Source organism: Proteus sp. fly-1067, assembly GCF_040139345.1.
In the GTDB taxonomy this organism is placed as follows: Bacteria; Pseudomonadota; Gammaproteobacteria; order Enterobacterales; family Enterobacteriaceae; genus Proteus; species Proteus vulgaris_B.
Map to the genome: position 1 here is coordinate 21,176 of NZ_JBEEUL010000002.1, position 19,618 is coordinate 40,793.

A 19,618-nucleotide genomic window follows, 5' to 3' on the forward strand; every position below is an offset into this window, starting at 1 on the left:
AATGCACTCACTAAAACCTGTAATACATTGATTTATTTGTCTGGTATTGTCATATTTTGACATGTATTTTCTTGTTAATTACATAATAATTCAATTGTAAATTGTTGATTTTAAAACAATAGCTTGATTTGAGTAAACTTATTGGATTATAGTGGGTTAATTATGCGTTTTGCTTTGAGGAAAAAATGACCATGAATGAGGCAGATGCCCGCCCAACTAACTTTATTCGTCAAATAATTGATGAAGATCTGGCAACAGGGAAACATGATAGCGTGCATACGCGTTTCCCACCTGAACCTAATGGCTATCTTCATATCGGCCATGCGAAATCAATTTGTCTGAATTTTGGTATTGCTAAAGATTACCAGGGTAAATGTAATTTACGTTTTGATGATACCAATCCAGTAAAAGAAGATATTGAGTACATCAACTCAATTCAAAAAGATGTTCAGTGGTTAGGTTTCCAATGGGAAGGTAGCGTTCATTACTCCTCAGATTATTTTGATCAACTTTATCAATATGCGATTGAGTTGATTAATAAAGGCTTAGCTTATGTTGATGAACTGAGCGCTGAAGAAATTCGTGAATATCGCGGTACATTAAAAGAGCCAGGTAAAAACAGTCCTTATCGCTCACGTAGCGTAGAAGAGAACTTAGCGCTGTTTGAAAAAATGCGTGCGGGTGGCTTTGAAGAAGGTAAAGCGTGCTTACGTGCGAAAATTGATATGGCATCACCTTTTATCGTTATGCGTGATCCGGTGCTTTATCGTATTAAATTCGCCGAGCACCACCAAACTGGAAATAAATGGTGCATTTATCCAATGTATGATTTTACCCACTGTATCTCAGATGCACTGGAAAATATCACTCATTCTTTATGTACGTTAGAATTCCAAGATAACCGTCGTTTATATGATTGGGTGCTGGATAATATCACTATCCCTTGTCATCCTCGTCAATATGAATTCTCTCGTCTTAACCTTGAATATACTGTGATGTCAAAGCGTAAGCTGAATCAGCTTGTGACAGAAAACATCGTCAATGGTTGGGATGATCCTCGTATGCCAACGATTTCAGGCTTACGTCGTCGTGGTTATACCGCTGACTCTATTCGTGAATTCTGTTTACGTATTGGTGTAACGAAACAAGAAAATAATGTTGAAATGGCTGCATTAGAATCTTGTATTCGTGATGATTTAAACGAAAATGCACCTCGTGCAATGGCTGTTATCGATCCAGTTCGTTTAGTTATTGAAAATATGCCAGAAGGTGAAGAGATTTTAACTGCGCCGAATCACCCAAATAAACCAGAAATGGGTACGCGTGAAGTACCATTTAGCCGTGAAATTTATATTGATCGCGCTGACTTTAAAGAAGAAGCAAATCGTCAATATAAACGTCTGGTACTAGGTAAAGAAGTTCGTTTACGTAATGCTTATGTTATTAAAGCTGAGCGTGTTGAAAAAGACGAGCAAGGTGAAATCACAACCATTTACTGTACTTATGATGCAGAAACATTAAATAAAGATCCTGCTGATGGACGTAAAGTAAAAGGTGTTATTCATTGGGTAAGCATTCCACATGCTGTTCCTGCTGAAATTCGTCTTTATGACCGTCTATTTAGTGTACCAAACCCAGCGGCAGAAGATGATTTCTTATCAACAATTAACCCTGAGTCTTTAGTTATTCGAGAAGGTTTTGTTGAACGTAGTTTAAAAGATGCGGCGGTTGAAAAAGCGTATCAATTTGAGCGTGAAGGCTACTTCTGTGCTGATAAGCTATCAACAGCAGATAAGTTAGTATTTAACCGTACAGTAGGCTTACGTGACACTTGGGCTAAGATTTCTCAACAAGGTTAATCTGACTTATTGAGGCAGTATTCAATCCAATTAATGCCTAAATCAATCAAATGCTCGATATTTATTATCGGGCATTTTTTTATGTATTTTCTTGATGAAAAGGTATGCTTTTTATTCGATTCATATTGAATATTTGTCAGTCTTTATTTGATTGATCGTTTTCTTTTTCTGATTTTAGCAATCATTTTTAATTTATTTCATTTGAAATAATTACGGTGCTATCGTTTTATTCTTCCCTTTTTTCATGCTATTACATTAAATAAAACTATTGTCATTAAAGTGTGACTCATACCGCATATTTCACATCGTTAAAAAAGATGATTGATAAATACTACTTACTATTCCTTTTTATAAAAACGAAATCTAATATCATTTAAAGATGAGTGATTAAAAGTGTTTTAAATCAATTTATTATGTTTATATTTTATATCTCCTTATAAAAGTAAAAAAATGAAACGATTATTTAGTTATGTGTCCTTGGTCATATTTTGATAAAAATTCTTTTTTTTAGGTTGATAATTCGCGTCGCGAAAAATATGCTGTTTCTAACCTAATTTAGGTTTTTTCCCCACTTGGGGTTTTATATTTGGAAATAGGCATTGTGCTTATTTCTTTTTTAGTCAAAGTCAAAGAGGAAACAATGCTATGGTTATGCAACATGCTAAACCAGGCAGGGTGGCACTTGCCGTTATGGGCGCATTGCTTGTAACTGCACTACCTGCAAAAATGTCTCATGCTGAAGGATTTATTGATGACTCAACCTTAACGGGGGGGCTTTTTTATTGGCAACGTGACCGTGATAGAAAAGAGTTAACACCAAATAGTCCTGATTACGGCAAATACAAAGCTAACTTACACCATTCTACTTTTAACGCTAATCTAGACTTCTCATCAGGTTACCTTGGTGATTTTATTGGTATTGATTTAGCCGCCTTTGGTGCTGCTGAATTGAATAACAGTGGCCCTGCGGCACCTAATGAAATCGGTTTTAGTGATGCAAAAAGTCGCTGGGATGAAAAATGGACAGGCGATCGCAGTGGTATGAGCGTGTATAAAGCCGCTGCAAAATTCAAATTAGGTAATTTCTGGGCACAAGGTGGATATATTCAACCTAAAGGCCAAAGTTTATTACGCCCGCACTGGAGCTTCTTACCGGGAACTTATCGTGGGGCGGAAGCTGGAGCAGTTTTCGATTTTGATAAAAGTGGTGAATTATCTTTCTCCTATATGTGGACAGATGAATACAAAGCACCATGGTATCGGAATATGTATAACTTTCGCAAAGCTGATCTAGAAACGAATATTAGCTATCTTCACTCTTTCGGCGCCAAATATGATTTTAAAAACAGCCTAGTGTTAGAAGCTGCATTTGGTCAGGCCGATGGTTATATCGATCAGTATTTTGGTAAAGTTTCTTATGATTTCCCAATTGCTGACAATGCATTAAGAACGTCTTACCAATTCTACGGTGCTAAAGATAAAGTGACCGGTGGTGGCGTTAATGATGTTTATGATGGGCTGGCATGGTTACAAGCACTGACTTTTGGTTATACCTACAATGTATTTGACTTCAAAGTAGAAGGAACGTGGGTTAAAGCTGAAGGTAATCAAGGTTATTTTTTACAGCGTATGACTCCGGGTTGGGCAACATCTAATGGTCGTCTTGATGTCTGGTGGGATGGTCGTTCTGACTTTAACGCTAATGGTGAAAAAGCACTTTATGCGGGTGTAATGTACGATCTGAAAAACTGGGATCTATCTGGCTGGGCGGTAGGTACTTCTTATGTTTACGCATGGGATGCTAAGCCAAGTGGTAAAGCCATTTATGATCAAGGTCAGCGTATTAGAGAAAGCGCATGGAATGCGGATATTATGTATACGGTTCAAGAAGGTCGAGCTAAAGGCACTCTCTTTAAACTTCACTATACCCGTTATGATAACCACTCCGATATTCCAAGTTATGAAGGTGGTTTTGGTAATATTTTCCAAGATGAAAAAGACGTTAAATTTAACGTGATAATGCCATTTACTATTTTCTAATACCAGCATAAGGATAAAGTGTGCTTATTACACTTTATCCTGAATAAAACTAAAAAAGCTAAATACGATTACGATAAGTAAAAACAAACCTCATTAATGAAGTGAAATTGTCAGCAGTAGTAAGAAGTAGAAGAGTCGAAGTAAAAAGTAGTAAAGAGTCGTTTTAAAATCGCAGTATGTAGTAAAAGTAATGAAGTAAAGTCGTCATGTCATGTCGTCTGAGATAAATGTGAGTGGGTTATGTTTATCTCCTGTGCTTCAGTTATTTCGCAAAATTTGCGTAAGGTATTTACCCTAAGTAAAGGCAGTCAGAGTGGGTATCGTAGTGGGGGGTAAATACCTTTATTTTTTCATTCCTTTCTTTTTCGTCCTTTTCATCCTTGTAGGTTTTTTTATTCTATGGCAAATTTCTTGCCATTCATTTTATCTCATCTTATTTATTATTCTGCATTGAATGCAGTTCGATAATGCACGTTTTCAGGAAGAAGCATGTTAAAGCGATTGGATGATTTTTTATTAGAACCACCATTGAAGCCCTTTAAAGGTATAAAACGATTTATTGTTGAATTTCTTTTTTTTGGTGTGAAAGAGGCGCGTTCTTGTTTATTTGCGGGATTTTTCTTTTTTATTTTATTTGCAACACCAAGTAAAGGAATATTAGGGATACCTCGTTATGATGTTTTACTTATTCTCGCTATTGCTTTCCAATTATGGATGGTATGGGGAAAACTTGAAACATGGGATGAATTAAAAGCGATCTGTTTTTTCCACATCGTTGGTTTTGTGATGGAATTATTTAAAACATCAGCAGCAATTGGATCGTGGAAATACCCTGATTTTGCTTACACTAAATTGTGGGAAGTGCCTTTATTTACAGGATTTATGTACTCCGCGGTAGGAAGTTATTTAATTCAAGCATGGCGTTTTTTAAAAGTACGAATTGAACATTATCCACCTTATTGGATGGCAACTTTGGTTGCACTTGCTATCTATATTAATTTCTTTTCTCATCACTTTATCGGTGATTATCGCTGGTATTTAACTGCCTTTATTTTAGGTCTTTATGCTCGTAGTGTGGTTTATTTTACGCCTTATGATACAGAGCGAAAAATGCCACTATTATTGGCTTTTGTTCTGATAGGTTTCTTTATTTGGCTTGCTGAGAATTTCGGTACATTTTTTGGTGTTTGGCAATATCCTAACCAGATTGGTGCTTGGTCTGCTGTGCATGCAGGGAAATGGGGCTCTTGGTCATTGTTAGTCATTGTTACATTTACTATCGTGGTTCATTTAAAACATATTAAACACAGTATCAGTGTGGCTAAGTAGAGTTATTTTATCCTCAAATTTAAGGTAATAAAAAAGGAACTGTGAACAGTTCCTTTTTTATTACTGAGAGATTATCCAGAATGAATTATTTCTCATCATGTGCATGGCTATCTTCTTTACAATTGCCTTCAGCGCAGTGGCCATATAAATAAAGGCTATGATTGGAAAGTTTGATACCATGACGTTCAGCGATGTTTCTTTGGCGCACTTCAATCGCATCATCTGTAAACTCGATAACTTTGCCACAATCAAGACAAATTAAATGATCGTGATGGTGTTGTTGAGTTAATTCAAATACTGATTTACCACCTTCAAAATTATGTCGGGTAACAATACCAGCATCGTCAAATTGGTTTAAGACGCGATACACGGTTGCCAGACCAATCTCTTCACCGATATCGATGAGTTTTTTATAGAGATCTTCAGCACTGACATGATGGCACTCAGGATCCTGGAGCACTTCCAAGATCTTTAAGCGAGGAAGTGTAACTTTTAACCCAGCATTTTTTAACGCTTTATTATTGTCGGTCATGCGGATTTAATCCTGTTGCTAATGGTGAATTTAATTTTTGTGCTCACTAATAGGGTTGATTCATTAACACTCGGGTGAATAAATAACCTTATTGATTATAGGCATGATATTTAAAAATAAACACCCCTACCTATCACACTATCTTAGCACACCATTGAATAATTATCATTCTCAATATTGAGTATTTATTTATCCCAGAATTTCATCTAGGCTCATTTCTTCTTTGATTTGAGCAACCCAAGCATCAACACGCTCTTCGGTTAATTCTGGTTGACGGTCTTCATCAATCGCAAGGCCGATAAAGTGATTATCATCTGCAAGCCCTTTAGAGGCTTCAAAATGGTAACCTTCTGTTGGCCAGTGACCCACAATGACAGCACCACGAGGTTCGATAATATCGCGAATTGTGCCCATTGCATCACAGAAGTATTCTGCATAGTCTTCTTGGTCGCCACAACCGAACAGTGCAACCAACTTACCTTCAAAATTAATATCTTCTAGTGTTGGGAAAAAGTCATCCCAATCGCATTGTGCTTCACCATAATACCAAGTAGGAATACCTAGTAACAGAATATCAAATGCTTCGATATCTTCTTTACTGGATTTTGCGATATCATGAACTTCGGCATTATCAGCGCCCAGTCTTTCTTGAAGCATTTTGGCAATATTTTCAGTGTTGCCGGTATCACTGCCGAAGAATATACCTATGATTGCCATAAAGTGAGATAACCTCTTTTATTCTATATTCGTTATACTTCAAATTGTCGCATTGTTGACTATGTTGATTCGTACTAATTACATACTTTGTATGTAACAGTAACGCCTTTACTTGCCAATTAGCCACACTTCGAAATAGTTAGAGTATATTTGTCTGTGTTTGAACAATTACTAGTGAAAAATAAACATCTTGTTTTCAGAATAGAAAACTAAAAAACGTATTTTGACGAAAATAGCAGGGTAATTCTGTCAAATTTGTGTGGTTTAGCTACTAGCTATTCTCATTATGATGTATTTTCAAGGCGTGATTTTGCGCCAATTGTTCTAGTAATATTTCTTCAATAAGTTCGCTACGGCTAACATTTCTTGCAGTCGCCAACTCATTAAGTGCATTCACAGCATCTTCATTTAATTTCAACTCAACTCGACGTAAACCATTGACTCTGTCTCGTCTTAATTGATTGCGTTTATTAATTCTAAGCTGTTCATCCCGAGAAAGCGGGTTTGTTTTAGGTCGCCCAGGTCTGCGTTCATCTGCGAACAAATCCAGTGTGGTGCGATCAGTTTGTTCTTTTGCCATAAATTTTGCTGTGAAAGGGCGTATACCAATGACTAAATTGCGAAACGCCCAATAATACCCCACATAGTGGCGTCCTGCCACTGCTTCCTGAGTTTAACCTATTGTCATTTGGTGTTTTTATCGACAGACTGTGTGATTAAGTACAATAATTATACATTCAGCTAAATTATTACTTCCTTAATTACGCCACTTTCAGTAATAAATTATGCTTTTGATAAAAAACGACGAATAGCGTTAATAACAGTGTTAGGTTTTTCTGAATGTACCCAATGTCCAGTGTTTGCTACGACAAAAGCGCTAGCTTGCGGAAATTGGCGTGCAATATCATTACGATATTCATCTAATATGTAAGGCGATAAACCACCACGAATAAATAGCACCGGATAATTCCAAGCAGGGACTTCTTGCCAACCAATAATCTCTGAATAGGCATTTTTGATCGCAGATAAATTAAATAGCCATTCTCCACTTTTAAATGATTTAAGTAAAAACTGAATAACGCCCTCTTCTTTAATAAAGGGGCTCATAATTTCTACTGCATCTTGACGTCGTGTAACTTGAGCTTTAGTGACGGCTTCGAGTGCCGCAAAAATGTTATCGTGGCGGCGAACATTGTAAGCTACAGGTGACATATCTATTACGACAATGCGAGCAATTCGCTCAGGCGCTAATGCTGTCATTGCCATTGCAATTTTGCCTCCCATGGAGTGCCCGATAATGATGGCTTTTGAGATATGTAAACTATCGAGTAATGTAAGTACATCTTGTGCCATATCTTGATAGTTCATACTTTCACTATGAGGGGAATGTCCATGATTACGCACATCAATTTGGATCACTGTGTGGTCTTGGCGTAGATCACGCCCTAAGACGCCTAAATTATTTAAGTCACCAAAAAGGCCGTGGATCAAAACAATAGGTAAATTGGATGCAGGTGCTGTTTCAGGCTGATGTAATTGATAATTTAATAATGTATTGAGTTTCATGTTAATGACCAAAAAATAATTGTGATTTTTTCTATGATGACATGCACAAGATACTAAGCCAACTTATCGTAATAATATGCGTGAGTGATTAAGAGTAGAAATAATTGATAAGGGAAATTTATAAAAAACCACATAATTGACATTATTTAGATGTTTATTCTAAACTTATTTAAAAAGTTGAAATCTTGACATTGCTCAAAAATAAATATTTAGAATTTTATATTATTTGATGGTTGGTGTGGTGTGAGAAGGCGGTATTTGAAGCAGGCTTTGTTTGAATAAGTTCAAAGAATAGAAGATGATACCGAGATAAACAATAGGATAAATACCAAGCTTAGCCATTGAAATGGCTGGATCTTGTATAGATCTTCTTTAAGTTATTGAAATTTTACCTATTTTGTTTTTAAAGATTATATCTTATAATCCTAATTACTTTTTTTTGAAAACAGTACTGGGTAGCAATGAAAAAGATAGAAATTGATGACGAACTTTACCGCTATATTGCTAGCGAAACTAGACATATCGGTGAAAGCGCTTCAGATATTTTAAGGCGTCTACTGAAGCTTGATGCCAAACAGCCCGTACAGCCAGTCGTTGTCACTGAGTCAGTACAAGCACCTGTTATTAAACAGGAAGCTGAACCTAAATCGATTACACCAGCAAAAAATCCGGTCCGTGAAATGCGAGAACTGTTGTTATCTGACAGCTATGCAGAAAAAACAAAATCAGTTGATCGTTTTTTACAGATCCTTTCTACGTTATATAGCCTAGATAGCGCTACTTTTACTCAATCTGCTGAAACAGTACATGGACGAACACGCATCTATTTTGCTGGTGATGAACAAACATTACTCGATAGTGGACGTCATACAAAACCGCGCCATATTTCAGGCACGCCATTTTGGGTTATTACTAACTCCAATACAGAGCGTAAAAGAACAATGGTACAAAGCATCATGCAGGATATGCAATTTCCTGCGAATGAGATTGATAAGGTGTGTGGAACTATCTAACCACTATTGTTAATTGATGCATTGCAAAGGCTTTTGTTTAAAGCGTGCTTGTGATGTCAAATAGGAGAAGATTTGTGGCAATTCATTCAAGAGCAGGGCAGCATACTCGTCAAAGTGATCTGATTAATGTGGCGCAATTAACGTCGCAATATTATTCACTTAAACCACAAGCTAGCATTAATGCTCATCGTGTGAAGTTCGGTACCTCTGGCCATCGCGGAAGTGCAAATCGCCATAGCTTCAATGAAGCCCATATTTTGGCAATTGCACAAGCTATTGCTGAAGTACGCGCAAAAAATGGAGTAACAGGCCCATGTTACGTGGGTAAAGATACCCATGGACTGTCAGAGCCTGCATTTATTTCTGTTTTAGAAGTACTCGCTGCTAATAAAGTGAAAGTGATTATCCAAGAAAATAATGGTTATACACCGACGCCAGCGGTCTCTTTTTCTATTTTGACTTACAACGATGCGCATCAAGATATTGCTGATGGTATTGTGATCACTCCATCACATAACCCCCCTGAAGATGGCGGTATTAAATATAACCCATCAAACGGTGGACCTGCTGATACCGATTTAACTTCTGTTATTGAAAAACGCGCTAATGAACTGCTTGAAAATAATTTAGCAGGGATCAAACGTCTTTCTTATGATGAAGCATTGGTGAGTGGTTATATTGAAGCTCAAGACTTAATTATGCCTTATGTCAAAGCGTTGGGTGACGTTGTTGATATGGAAGCCATTAAGAAAGCAGGCTTAAAATTAGGTGTTGACCCATTAGGTGGTTCCGGTATCGAGTACTGGAAACGCATTGGTGAATATTATGGTCTTGATCTTGAATTGGTTAACGATCAAGTCGATCAGACATTCCGTTTTATGACTCTCGATCATGATGGCGTTATTCGTATGGACTGTTCATCACCATGGGCAATGGAAGGTTTATTACAATTGCGTGATAAATTTGACTTAGCATTTGCCAACGATCCTGATTATGACCGTCATGGTATTGTGACGCCGTCAGGTTTAATGAACCCAAACCACTATTTAGCAGCTGCGATTAACTATCTTTTCCGTCATCGTCCACAATGGGCTAAAGATGTAAAAGTAGGTAAAACACTGGTTTCAAGTGCAATGATTGACCGTGTTGTAGCTGACTTAGGTCGTGAGCTAGTTGAAGTGCCAGTTGGTTTTAAATGGTTTGTTCAAGGCTTATTTAGTGGTGAATTTGGCTTTGGTGGTGAAGAGAGTGCAGGGGCATCTTTCTTGCGTTTTAACGGTAAACCATGGTCAACCGATAAAGACGGTATCATTTTATGTTTGTTAGCTGCTGAAATGAAAGCAGTCACAGGCAAAGATCCACAAGAGCATTACAATGAACTAGCGCAGCGTTTTGGTTCACCAAGCTATAACCGTATTCAAGCATCAGCAACCCATGAACAAAAAGCATTGCTGTCACGTTTATCACCAGAAATGGTAACAGCAAGCACCTTAGCGGGCGACCCAATTACGGCTCGTTTAACACATGCTTCAGGTAATGGTGCCTCTATTGGTGGTTTAAAAGTGATGACAGATTACGGCTGGTTTGCGGCTCGTCCATCAGGCACTGAAGAAGCGTATAAAATTTACTGCGAAAGCTTCCGTGGTCCTGAGCATCGTGAGTTAATTGAAAAAGAAGCCATTGAAATAGTAAATAATGTCTTTGCTAACAAATAAGTTAGTGTAATAAGCTATTTATATAGAATACACTCTACCAAAAGGTAGAGTGTATTTTTTTAATCATTAAATATTTTTAGATCACAGCATTGATATCCATCATTGAGGTTGATTTAGAATTAAAAATAGAGTGGATAATCAATGCAAAATAATTTTGTTTTACGCAGTGTACGTTACATGCTGGATCTCAGTGATGCACATATGGTTGAGATCATGAAGCTAGCTGATTACACCGTTACGAAAGAATTAGTTAATAGTTGGTTGAAAAAAGATGATGAACCTGAATTTGTCGAGTGTGACGATAATGCAATGGGGCATTTTTTAAATGGTCTAATTTTTTATCGTCGTGGAAAAGATGAAAACTTCCCAGCACCTGAAGTTGAAAAGCGTATTACAAATAACATTATCTTGAAAAAATTACGTGTCGCTTTTGAACTCAAAGATGTGGATATTCTAAAAATTTATGAGCTTGCTGACTTCCGTGTTTCTAAGCCTGAATTAAGTGCTGTATTTCGTAAGCCAGGACATAAAAACTACCGTAACTGTGGTGATCAGCTAGTAAGGTATTTTCTTAAAGGATTAACCGAAACCCTACGTGGTAAAGGTAAAGCAGTTAAGAAATAAATAAATCTCAATTAAGAATTATTCCCTCTTTAATAGAGGGTTTTTTTTAAATGTTCTGTAGTACGAGAACCCGTATTTAATCTTTAATTTTTATGGTGTACATTGTACGCTTCAAGGTGACAGATTAGAAAGGGAACTTAATGAGTCATGCAATAGAATTTATTGAAACGTCAATATTTACTCAGCAAATCAAGTTATTAGCTACAGATGAAGAAATACGAACACTTCAAAATGAACTGATAGGTAGACCTGATAAAGGCGATCTAATTCAAGGAACTGGCGGGTTACGTAAAATAAGAATGGCGGTAGGTAACCAAGGAAAAAAGTGCAAGTGCTAGAGTTATTTATTTTTTAGCAACTAAAAGAGTTATCTATTTAGTTATGGCGTACCCAAAAAGAGTAAAAGTGAGTTTAACTGCTCTAGAAAAGATTGAGTTAAAAAAACTCACAAAACGACTTAAAGGCGAAATGTGATATGAGTTTCTTCAATGATTTAAAAGCCTCTTTAGAAGAAGCCGTAGAAATTAAAAATGGCGATAAAAAGGCATCGAAAGTTACTCGTTTTGAAGTTGCTGATGTAAAAGCAATTAGAAAACAACTTAACGTTTCACAAAGCGAGTTTGCAAATGCGCTGGGGATTAGTGTTGATACAGTCAAAAGTTGGGAACTGAAAAGACGTAATCCAACAGGGCTTACCGCAAAAGTGCTTATCGCAATTCATAACAATCCTAGCTTATTTAAAGAGTTAGCTAGTATCTAACTCCTTTAACTTTTTTACTGCTAAATTTGTTTTATTTGGCAGTAAACCCTTATTTTAGAATATCTCATATCTCCTCACTGGTTTGATTTTTTTCTTTTTTGATAATTTATTCTCGAAATTATTTACTACTCATTCAGTTAAGTAAAAACATCGATCTTATTTTGTTAACAATTATGTTATTTATGTTTCATTTTTGTTTCTATTCTGAAATTTAATTACATATCAAGCAAAATAAAGGTGATTTTTCGCACGAATTGAGTGGTCTGATCAGTAGTAAAATTTCATCAAATGAGGTAAAATTTCAACATCAAATTAATCTCTATACAGGAGAGCACTATGCCAGCTTATAACGAATATACAAAAAAACATGTTTTAGCCCGTCGTACTGGTGCTGTTGCGCTAGGTGTTGCGGCATTTCCTGTTATGGTTTTTCATCCTAAACGCGCACAATTTTATAGCTATATACATCGTGTATGGTCTAAAACAAGTGATAAACCAGTTTGGCTGGCAAAATCAGAAGTGGCATTAAATAGCCACAAATAACAGAACATCAAAATAACGCCTACATATGTAGGCGTTATTTTTATCCTCTCTTTTTTAAGCATTTTAGCAATGCTACCTTCTCGTTTTTTCTTAACTTCAAATAATTCGCAAATTTTACGTTACAATAAAGAATAATAGTTTACTTAAACGGGTGCTTTAACCTATTGCTATTTATTAGATTGTTATATAAATAGTGGCATTCGTGATAACAGGGAGATGAATGAAATGAAAAACACTGATCTGGAACGAGTGATTAATGAGAAACTAAGCATTGAAAACTTTCAAGATTATGCACCTAATGGCCTTCAAGTCGAAGGGCGCCCTCATATTCAAAAAATAATCACAGGGGTGACCGCTAGCCAAGCATTACTTGATGAAGCGGTACGATTAAATGCGGATGCGATTTTAGTTCACCATGGCTATTTTTGGAAAAATGAGCCGGTTGTAATTCGTTCAATGAAGCGTAACCGCTTAAAGACATTACTTTGCAATGACATTAATCTTTTTGGTTATCACTTGCCATTAGATGCGCACCCAATCTTAGGTAACAATGCTCAATTAGCATTAAAAATGGGCATTAAAGTTGAAGGTGAAATCATGCCTTTAGTTCCTAAAGGTGTATTTGATTTACCTTTAGCACCACTTGAATTAAAAGCACGTTTAGAAAAATCATTACAACGCAATGTATTACATTGCGGTGATAATGCACCTGATACTATTCGTACTATTGCTTGGTGTACAGGAGGCGGACAAGGCTTTATTCAAGATGCAGCAGAGCATGGTGTAGATGCTTTTGTGACAGGCGAAGTCTCAGAACAGACCATTCATATCGCAAGAGAAATGGGGGTTCATTTCTTTGCTGCGGGGCACCATGCAACAGAGCGCTATGGCATTAAAGCATTAGGTGAATGGCTGGCTCAAACACATCATTTAGATGTGACATTTGTTGATATTGATAATCCAGCGTAAACCCATTTATTGTTATCTTAAAAGCTATCTCTCTTTAATTTGAGAGATAGCTTTTTTTGTTAATACTAATTACTCGTTAAGCTGAATAGGTAACGGACTTTGCAATTGTTGCAGATTATCGCATAGCCAAATTAACTGTAATAACGCCCGTGAGTCACGGGAAGTTAATGTCAAATAATAAGCTAATTGATCAGCAATTAATGTCATTCCTAAATCATCTGCGGTGTGTTTGCTTATTTCTAATTGCTCTTTTTGCATTTCAGAGAGTAACTCCCGCCCAGTACATGCTTGGGCTTCTAATACTGACAAAATAGGACGACAGAATTTTTGTGCCAAGCTCGGCTCACTGTGATGCATTGCTGTTTGTTGCTTACGTTTAGCCATATATTCTTGAATACGGCTAATAAAGCCTGATTGTTTTTTCTTACGTGGAAATTGGTCAAAATCGAGATAAAACAGTTCAATGCCTTTTTCTGTATTGATCCAAATGGTCGTTGGCAATAAGTCTATATTGAGATCACGTCGAACGGGTTGTACTGTGATTGCGACAATTTCTAACTCTTTTTTGGTAAGAAAGCGCAACTCTTCTAGATTATTTTGTGTTGTTCCTTCCCAATAAAGGCGCAAGAATGCTGAGTTTTCATGATTATCGGACACTTCCCAAATTACACATTGCTCTACCTCATACCAAATTAAAGGTTTGTAGTTTTTGATATGCAGAACAAGAGGGGAGAGAAATCCTTCTGTTTGATGGGCGAAGTAATCGGGTAAATCTTGCCAATTATTGATGCCTAGCTCAGTTTGTAAATTGTTATAGTCTGTAATACCAAGAAAATCCGCTTGATTTTGAGCAAAACTATCACCAATGGTGGCAAGCTTTCCTTCATCAGAAATACGAGGCTCTTGTAATAAAAAAGGACGACGCATTAATTTATCCGCAGTTTGTTTCCATAATGACAAACTGTTCCAAACACCATAACGATTAAATAAGGTATCTAGCTGATTAGGGCGAGCTTGTGTTGCTTGTAATAGCTGTTTTTCTTCACTATCCCAAAAGGTAAATGTTGCTCCTAATGCGCCACTTTGTGCTGTCCACCAATTTGCACCAATTGGAATAAGCGAGAGACTCGTTTTTTTATCGTCATATTGACGACGAAGTTGTCCTCGTAACACTTTTAGCTGTTCTGGTGTTGCATTAGATAATTGGAATAGATAGGCAGAAATATGGGCTAATAAACGCAAGACACTGCTTTCATCCATGGTGAAATGTCTTTCTGCTAACAGTTTAACTTGAGTACTTAATGTTCGTAAATAAGATGCTAAACGAGGCAAACCTTCCGCTCGGGCGGACATATTTAATAAGTGCAACTGTGTTGCACTGCTTAAGCTAATATGTGATAGCCCTTGACGTAATAAATCATAAATGAAGAGTTCGATGGTCTTAATTAGAGCTATTTCTTCATCATTCAGAGGACGTTTAGAAGATTGCACCGCAATTAAATTTTCAGGCCACGTCCAAGGCTTCGAGTGTTGCTCAAATAATTTAGCCACGATAGCAAGATGAAAGGCTTTTTTCTGTGAGTCAGAAAAAGGCGATAACATGCCATCATAACCACTCGCTTGTAAGAAAATAACAGGTTCATTCACATCAGGAAGTTGAATTTTTAACTGAGTTCCAGTGTCTTCTAGATTGAACGTTATATTTTCCCATTGCTCAATTAATTTAATCGCTGTTCGACACGCAGGTTTACCTGCTTTCTTGATCAGTAGTTCAGGATCAAGTGTAAATAAAGTGGGTAACAATGGCGTGATTTCAACAGATTCATTAATAGTTTCTACTGATGTTTCAATACTATTATCGCTGTTTGAATGATCGACATTATTAGCTTGGAGCCACAAAACAGCAGCTAAAATATGCTTACAGCAACCAGAAGCAGAACAATCACAACTTGCTTGTTGAATCCCCGCTTCGTGTAAAACAACATTTTGTCCATCACTACTAAACTGCCCTGTATTGGCATCAGTGAGTGAAACTTTTTCGTTATCAACATCTTTTTTTGCGCGTCTTAACAATCCAGCATTTGCAAAGACTGTTAGCGCATCTTCATCGTAATGAAAGTAAACTGTTTGCCAACTCATTGCATTACCTCTGCTAGCCATTGCGCGAAATGTTCTGGTGTTAAGGCTGCAACTTGCATACCTCTATCCGCGAGTTTTTGTGCAATCGCAGAGTCATAAACAGGTTGAGCTTCATCATCAAGTGCCGCAAGCCCTAATAATTTAACTTGTTGGCTATTAAGGCGTTGTGTGCAATCTAATAAGCGGTTTAATGAGCCACCTTCTTCAAAGTCGCTGATCAGTGAAATAACTGTACGTTTAGGGTTTTTGATCAAACTTTCACAGTATTGCATTGCACCAGCAATATCTGTACCGCCTCCTAATTGTACGGTCATTAAAACCTCAACAGGATCATCTGCTAAATGAGATAAATCGACAACTTGAGTATCAAAAACGACTAAAGAGACATTTACGGCAGGCAATGAAGCTAAAATACTGGCACAAATAGCCGCATACATAATGGAACTAGACATTGACGCACTTTGGTCAACGCAGAGAATAACATCCCACGGAAAATGCTGTTGCATCCGTGAGTTAAAATAAGGTGTTTCAATGACTAAGCGACGATTTTGGGTATCGTAATGTTTTAAATTTGCGGCAATAGTTGCGCGCCAATCAAAGTTACGGCTATTAGGCACCAAAGAGCGTCTAAAGCGATTACGGCGTCCCGTTAATGATTGGCGAAAATTATTACGAATTTGACGTAAAATGTCTTCAACTACTTTGCGAATAATAGTTTTAACAGCATCTCGTGTTTCTTCGCTCATTCGCCCACGCAAGCTTAATAGTGTTTTGGCTAACGCTTTTGTAGGTTCCATTGCTTTTAACGTATTGGGATCTTTAAGAAAACTACTGATTTGATAACGCTCAATAGCTTGTGATTGCATACGTTCAAAGGTGCTATTAGGGAATAGCTTACGTGCTTGATTTAGCCAGTTTACCGCAGTAAGTTGCGATGCATCGAGTGAACCATGACGTCCTCGCTCTTGGCGAAGCCCTCGGCGCTGATATTCTCGGCGATAGAGAAAGTCGAGTGTACGTTCAACTTTTAAATCATCAGCATTAAAAGTCGCTTGCCCCAGAGCATCATCCGCATATTGACCTAAAATCAGGCGCCAGCGCTTTGCTTGTTGTATTTTATCTTCTGGCATATCGTCATTATGCTGACTCATGGACATTGTCTCCTTTCTCTGCTTTCTTAGTATCAAACCAAGAAATCATGCCTTGTTCCGTTATACGCTGTTGCAGTTTTTGATTGAGTTTTGTGGCTTCAATCATTTGTTTAGCACTAAATTCTGACTGCCATAATGATAGCGCTTGTGTGTCTAAACCAATATCGTTGGCAATATATTGTGCAAGCTCTGCATTTTGCTTGGGATTAAGTTGGCTAAAGGCAAAACGCAGATCAGGTAAGATCTGAATAAAACGTTCTTCATCCCATTGTTGTAACAAGGTATTTAAGTGATCAACCAATAAAGGTAAGCGGATCACAAGCTCTGGTGCTGTTCGCATAATTCCGACAAAATAGCCAATAGCCTGCTCAGGAGAACTTCCGGTACTAAACGTGGCATTTAATGCGTTTGTTAGAGTGGTTTCATCAATATATGAGCCTAAATAACGCAATGCATCAACAGCACCTTTTAATAAAGGCACTGCATCTAGTTGACCATCAAGGCGATTGAGCTGCTGATAGAAATCACTTTTGTAATCATGTGGATTATTAAGTGATGGCATAAATTCAATCAGTTCACGTAAAGAGAGCAAGGCTTGTAAATTGCTTTCTTGTTGTTGTTCATCACCTTGAGCGAGTTGTTCTAAGCAAAAAAATGCTTGAGGGATAACTTGATGTAGTCGATTTTCCAGTGCCAGTTCATCGGTAATATCAAGGTATTGACGACCTCGCCATAAATGGATCAATTTATGTCCACATTGAGTTAATGACTCAAGACGAAAATCTTGCTGAATATAGTTATCTAATAGTTTAAAGAGTGATGGAATACGCTGGTGGAGGCCAATTAATGCTGCTTGGATTAATAACGTGACCGCACTCTGGCTTGAACGGCTTTGCCCTTGTTCTTCAAGCTGTTTTTCCATTGATAACAGCTTACTTAGGGCGATAGCTTCAAGTTGTGAGCCTTTCTCTGATAATGAAATCAGCTCACCTTCTACATTGGGTGTCCAAGCGTATTGCCACTCTTCAAATAACAGATCTAGTTGATGACCAGAAAGAAAATCAGGGCCATTTACACGGTGTGCAAAATGAATTTCTAAGAAGGCCAGTAAATGTAAAAAACGACTTCTTAAGCGATGTTGAGGATTGCGGTACACATCACATTTAGTGGTTTTTGCTAATGTATCATCAAGTTTAAAACGAAAACCTCTAGCACGTTCATAGGTTTCATTTACCAACGGTGGGGTTGCCGTGCCTAATGGAATTTTGCCTAATAGATAGCCGGAAAAACAGGTTTTAATTTCTGTCCACAACTCGTTTTGACTATCATCTAAACTGCCTTTAATAAAGGCACTTTGTAAACCATCAAGCAAATCATAGCGACCCATACCAGCGTGATCTCTAAGTAAAGCGAGACGTAAACTCTGTTCAGCCGCCAGTTTTACAGCTAAATAGCTAGGCGGATTATCAAATTGTTTTTCTCTGATCGCCTGAGCTACCGAGCTTAGAAAAGCAATCCCCATTTTATTGCGATAAATTTGAGTTGGTTGTTTTGCAGCATCATTATTCTCTAATTTATCATGATGTTGTTGCATCAAACTTTGCCAAACTTGTTGATAAAAAGCCGGAGATGGCATACCAGAAGAATAGCCATTAAGTGCATCTAATCTGTCAAAACTGTAGCGAATAAGCCAAGCTTGTTCATTTTCACCCATTTTTTGCATTTTAGTGAATTGCTTTTGTTCTGTGCTAGAAATGGCGAAAGATTGAGATTGTGGATCGGCTAGACCTTCAATTAATGCAAGGGTATGGAATCCCCCTGTGACGATTAAAATTTTGGCATTGGGCTCTTGTTGTTTGATGGTTTGAATATGAGTGAGCATATGTGCTTCACGTTGCGAAGAGCCTTCAGATTCAAGCACTTCAGGTTCATAATCAAGACGCGCAAGTGCACACCAAATAAAGGTATCATTAAAGAGTGCTTGCCAATCTGCTAAAGCTTCAATATTGCGTAGCTCAAAAAGATGCTCCCAAACATCATCATGATCACGGCAATGACATTTTTTGGCTAATTGTGCAATAAATTGGCTATGGGCTAAATAACGTTCTTTTTGTAAGCTACGACTTTGTGAATCACTATATTCTTCGTTATTAACTTGAGCGCCCCAAGGCAAATCGATAAAGCGTGTTTTTGCATTGATGCGTAAACCACCTCGCAATGCTTGCCATTCAGGTGAGTATTCACAAAATGGAAAATAGGCAGAGTGCAGTGATTTTTCTCGTTCTTCTTGGTTACCATCATTATGCAAATATTCTGCTTGCCCCATAATAGCCACCGGAGGCAGGGTATCTTTATCAATTAGGCTTGGAATAAGAGAATTAAAGGTATCAGGGCCTTCAATTAAAATATAGTCAGGCTTTACCGAATCAATTAGTGATAAGACGGCATAAGCACAAGCGGGGCTGTGATGGCGTACAGGGGCAAAATAGAGATGTTGTTGCTGTAACGACGTCCATTTCAGTCGTGCTTGGTCAATTCTTTCTGGCAAAGGTATTGAAGGTAGCGTCACCGTGTCGATCCCTTTTCTGGGTGAAAAGGCAGAGTCAGTAACTCTGCCTTTAATTGATAAATAACGTATTTATTTTGTAGCAATTAATCTCA

General features: G+C 37.5%; 16 protein-coding genes and 1 pseudogene. 10 read left to right on the plus strand and 7 right to left on the minus strand.

The window, feature by feature from the left end; genetic code table 11:
• Positions 1–191 precede the first annotated feature (191 nt).
• From glnS to ABN217_RS04730, 3 genes are all read left to right on the plus strand, one after another.
• On the plus strand, positions 192–1,859 hold the full coding sequence (gene glnS, locus ABN217_RS04720; RefSeq protein ID WP_115351379.1) for a glutamine--tRNA ligase: 1,668 nt from the start codon (positions 192–194) through the stop codon (positions 1,857–1,859).
• A 645-nt stretch (positions 1,860–2,504) separates the two neighbouring features.
• The gene (chiP, locus tag ABN217_RS04725) at positions 2,505–3,899 is read left to right on the plus strand and encodes a chitoporin ChiP (protein WP_099075900.1); all 1,395 of its coding nucleotides are present in this window, start codon (positions 2,505–2,507) and stop codon (positions 3,897–3,899) included.
• 489 nt (positions 3,900–4,388) lie between these two features.
• A complete protein-coding gene (locus tag ABN217_RS04730) occupies positions 4,389–5,228 on the plus strand; it encodes a DUF817 domain-containing protein (RefSeq protein WP_115351381.1) in 840 nt (279 codons plus the stop codon).
• Positions 5,229–5,313: 85 nt separating this feature from the next.
• On the opposite strand, the gene fur is transcribed toward ABN217_RS04730, so the two are convergent.
• The 4 genes from fur to ybfF form a co-directional block, all read right to left on the minus strand.
• Complete coding sequence (gene fur, locus ABN217_RS04735) at positions 5,314–5,760, minus strand: ferric iron uptake transcriptional regulator (RefSeq protein WP_006537692.1); 447 nt, start codon at positions 5,758–5,760, stop codon at positions 5,314–5,316.
• Positions 5,761–5,949: 189 nt separating this feature from the next.
• Complete coding sequence (gene fldA, locus ABN217_RS04740) at positions 5,950–6,477, minus strand: flavodoxin FldA (RefSeq protein WP_115351382.1); 528 nt, start codon at positions 6,475–6,477, stop codon at positions 5,950–5,952.
• Between the two features lie 271 nt (positions 6,478–6,748).
• Positions 6,749–7,057, minus strand: a complete 309-nt coding sequence (ybfE, locus tag ABN217_RS04745) for a LexA regulated protein (protein ID WP_072070282.1) — start codon at positions 7,055–7,057, stop codon at positions 6,749–6,751.
• Positions 7,058–7,260: 203 nt separating this feature from the next.
• Positions 7,261–8,043 carry an esterase gene (ybfF, locus tag ABN217_RS04750; RefSeq protein WP_072070221.1) on the minus strand — a complete coding sequence of 261 codons (783 nt, stop codon included), beginning with the start codon at positions 8,041–8,043 and terminating at the stop codon, positions 7,261–7,263.
• A 461-nt stretch (positions 8,044–8,504) separates the two neighbouring features.
• On the opposite strand from ybfF, the gene seqA reads away from it, so the two are divergent.
• The 7 genes and pseudogenes from seqA to ABN217_RS04785 all read left to right on the plus strand — a co-directional run bounded on the left by seqA (position 8,505) and on the right by ABN217_RS04785 (position 13,667).
• Positions 8,505–9,056, plus strand: a complete 552-nt coding sequence (gene seqA / locus ABN217_RS04755; RefSeq protein ID WP_072070220.1) for a replication initiation negative regulator SeqA — start codon at positions 8,505–8,507, stop codon at positions 9,054–9,056.
• Between the two features lie 74 nt (positions 9,057–9,130).
• Positions 9,131–10,771 (plus strand): phosphoglucomutase (alpha-D-glucose-1,6-bisphosphate-dependent), encoded by a 1,641-nt coding sequence (gene pgm / locus ABN217_RS04760; RefSeq protein ID WP_349459133.1) that lies wholly within the window; start codon positions 9,131–9,133, stop codon positions 10,769–10,771.
• A gap of 141 nt (positions 10,772–10,912) precedes the next feature.
• Positions 10,913–11,395: a YehS family protein gene (locus tag ABN217_RS04765; RefSeq protein WP_072070218.1), complete on the plus strand. Its 483-nt coding sequence runs from the start codon at positions 10,913–10,915 to the stop codon at positions 11,393–11,395.
• Positions 11,396–11,535: 140 nt separating this feature from the next.
• A pseudogene (locus tag ABN217_RS04770) lies at positions 11,536–11,869 on the plus strand (type II toxin-antitoxin system RelE/ParE family toxin).
• A 1-nt stretch (position 11,870) separates the two neighbouring features.
• Entirely contained in the window at positions 11,871–12,155 is a 285-nt protein-coding gene (gene nadS / locus ABN217_RS04775; RefSeq protein WP_072070217.1) for a NadS family protein, read from the plus strand.
• Between the two features lie 336 nt (positions 12,156–12,491).
• Positions 12,492–12,698, plus strand: coding sequence for a YbfA family protein (locus ABN217_RS04780; RefSeq protein ID WP_072070216.1), 207 nt, complete (start codon positions 12,492–12,494; stop codon positions 12,696–12,698).
• 225 nt (positions 12,699–12,923) lie between these two features.
• Positions 12,924–13,667 carry a type 2 GTP cyclohydrolase I gene (locus ABN217_RS04785; protein ID WP_196553429.1) on the plus strand — a complete coding sequence of 248 codons (744 nt, stop codon included), beginning with the start codon at positions 12,924–12,926 and terminating at the stop codon, positions 13,665–13,667.
• 69 nt (positions 13,668–13,736) lie between these two features.
• Here ABN217_RS04785 and ABN217_RS04790 read toward each other — a convergent pair whose 3' ends face one another.
• From ABN217_RS04790 to ABN217_RS04800, 3 genes are read right to left on the minus strand one after another with little or no spacing between them, the layout of a single operon-like run.
• Positions 13,737–15,806 (minus strand): SWIM zinc finger family protein, encoded by a 2,070-nt coding sequence (locus tag ABN217_RS04790; RefSeq protein WP_349459134.1) that lies wholly within the window; start codon positions 15,804–15,806, stop codon positions 13,737–13,739.
• A complete protein-coding gene (locus tag ABN217_RS04795) occupies positions 15,803–16,957 on the minus strand; it encodes a VWA domain-containing protein (RefSeq protein ID WP_349459135.1) in 1,155 nt (384 codons plus the stop codon). The genes ABN217_RS04790 and ABN217_RS04795 overlap by 4 nt, the downstream gene beginning before the upstream one ends.
• On the minus strand, positions 16,944–19,526 hold the full coding sequence (locus ABN217_RS04800) for a DUF5682 family protein (RefSeq protein WP_197269426.1): 2,583 nt from the start codon (positions 19,524–19,526) through the stop codon (positions 16,944–16,946). The genes ABN217_RS04795 and ABN217_RS04800 overlap by 14 nt, the downstream gene beginning before the upstream one ends.
• Positions 19,527–19,618 lie beyond the last annotated feature (92 nt).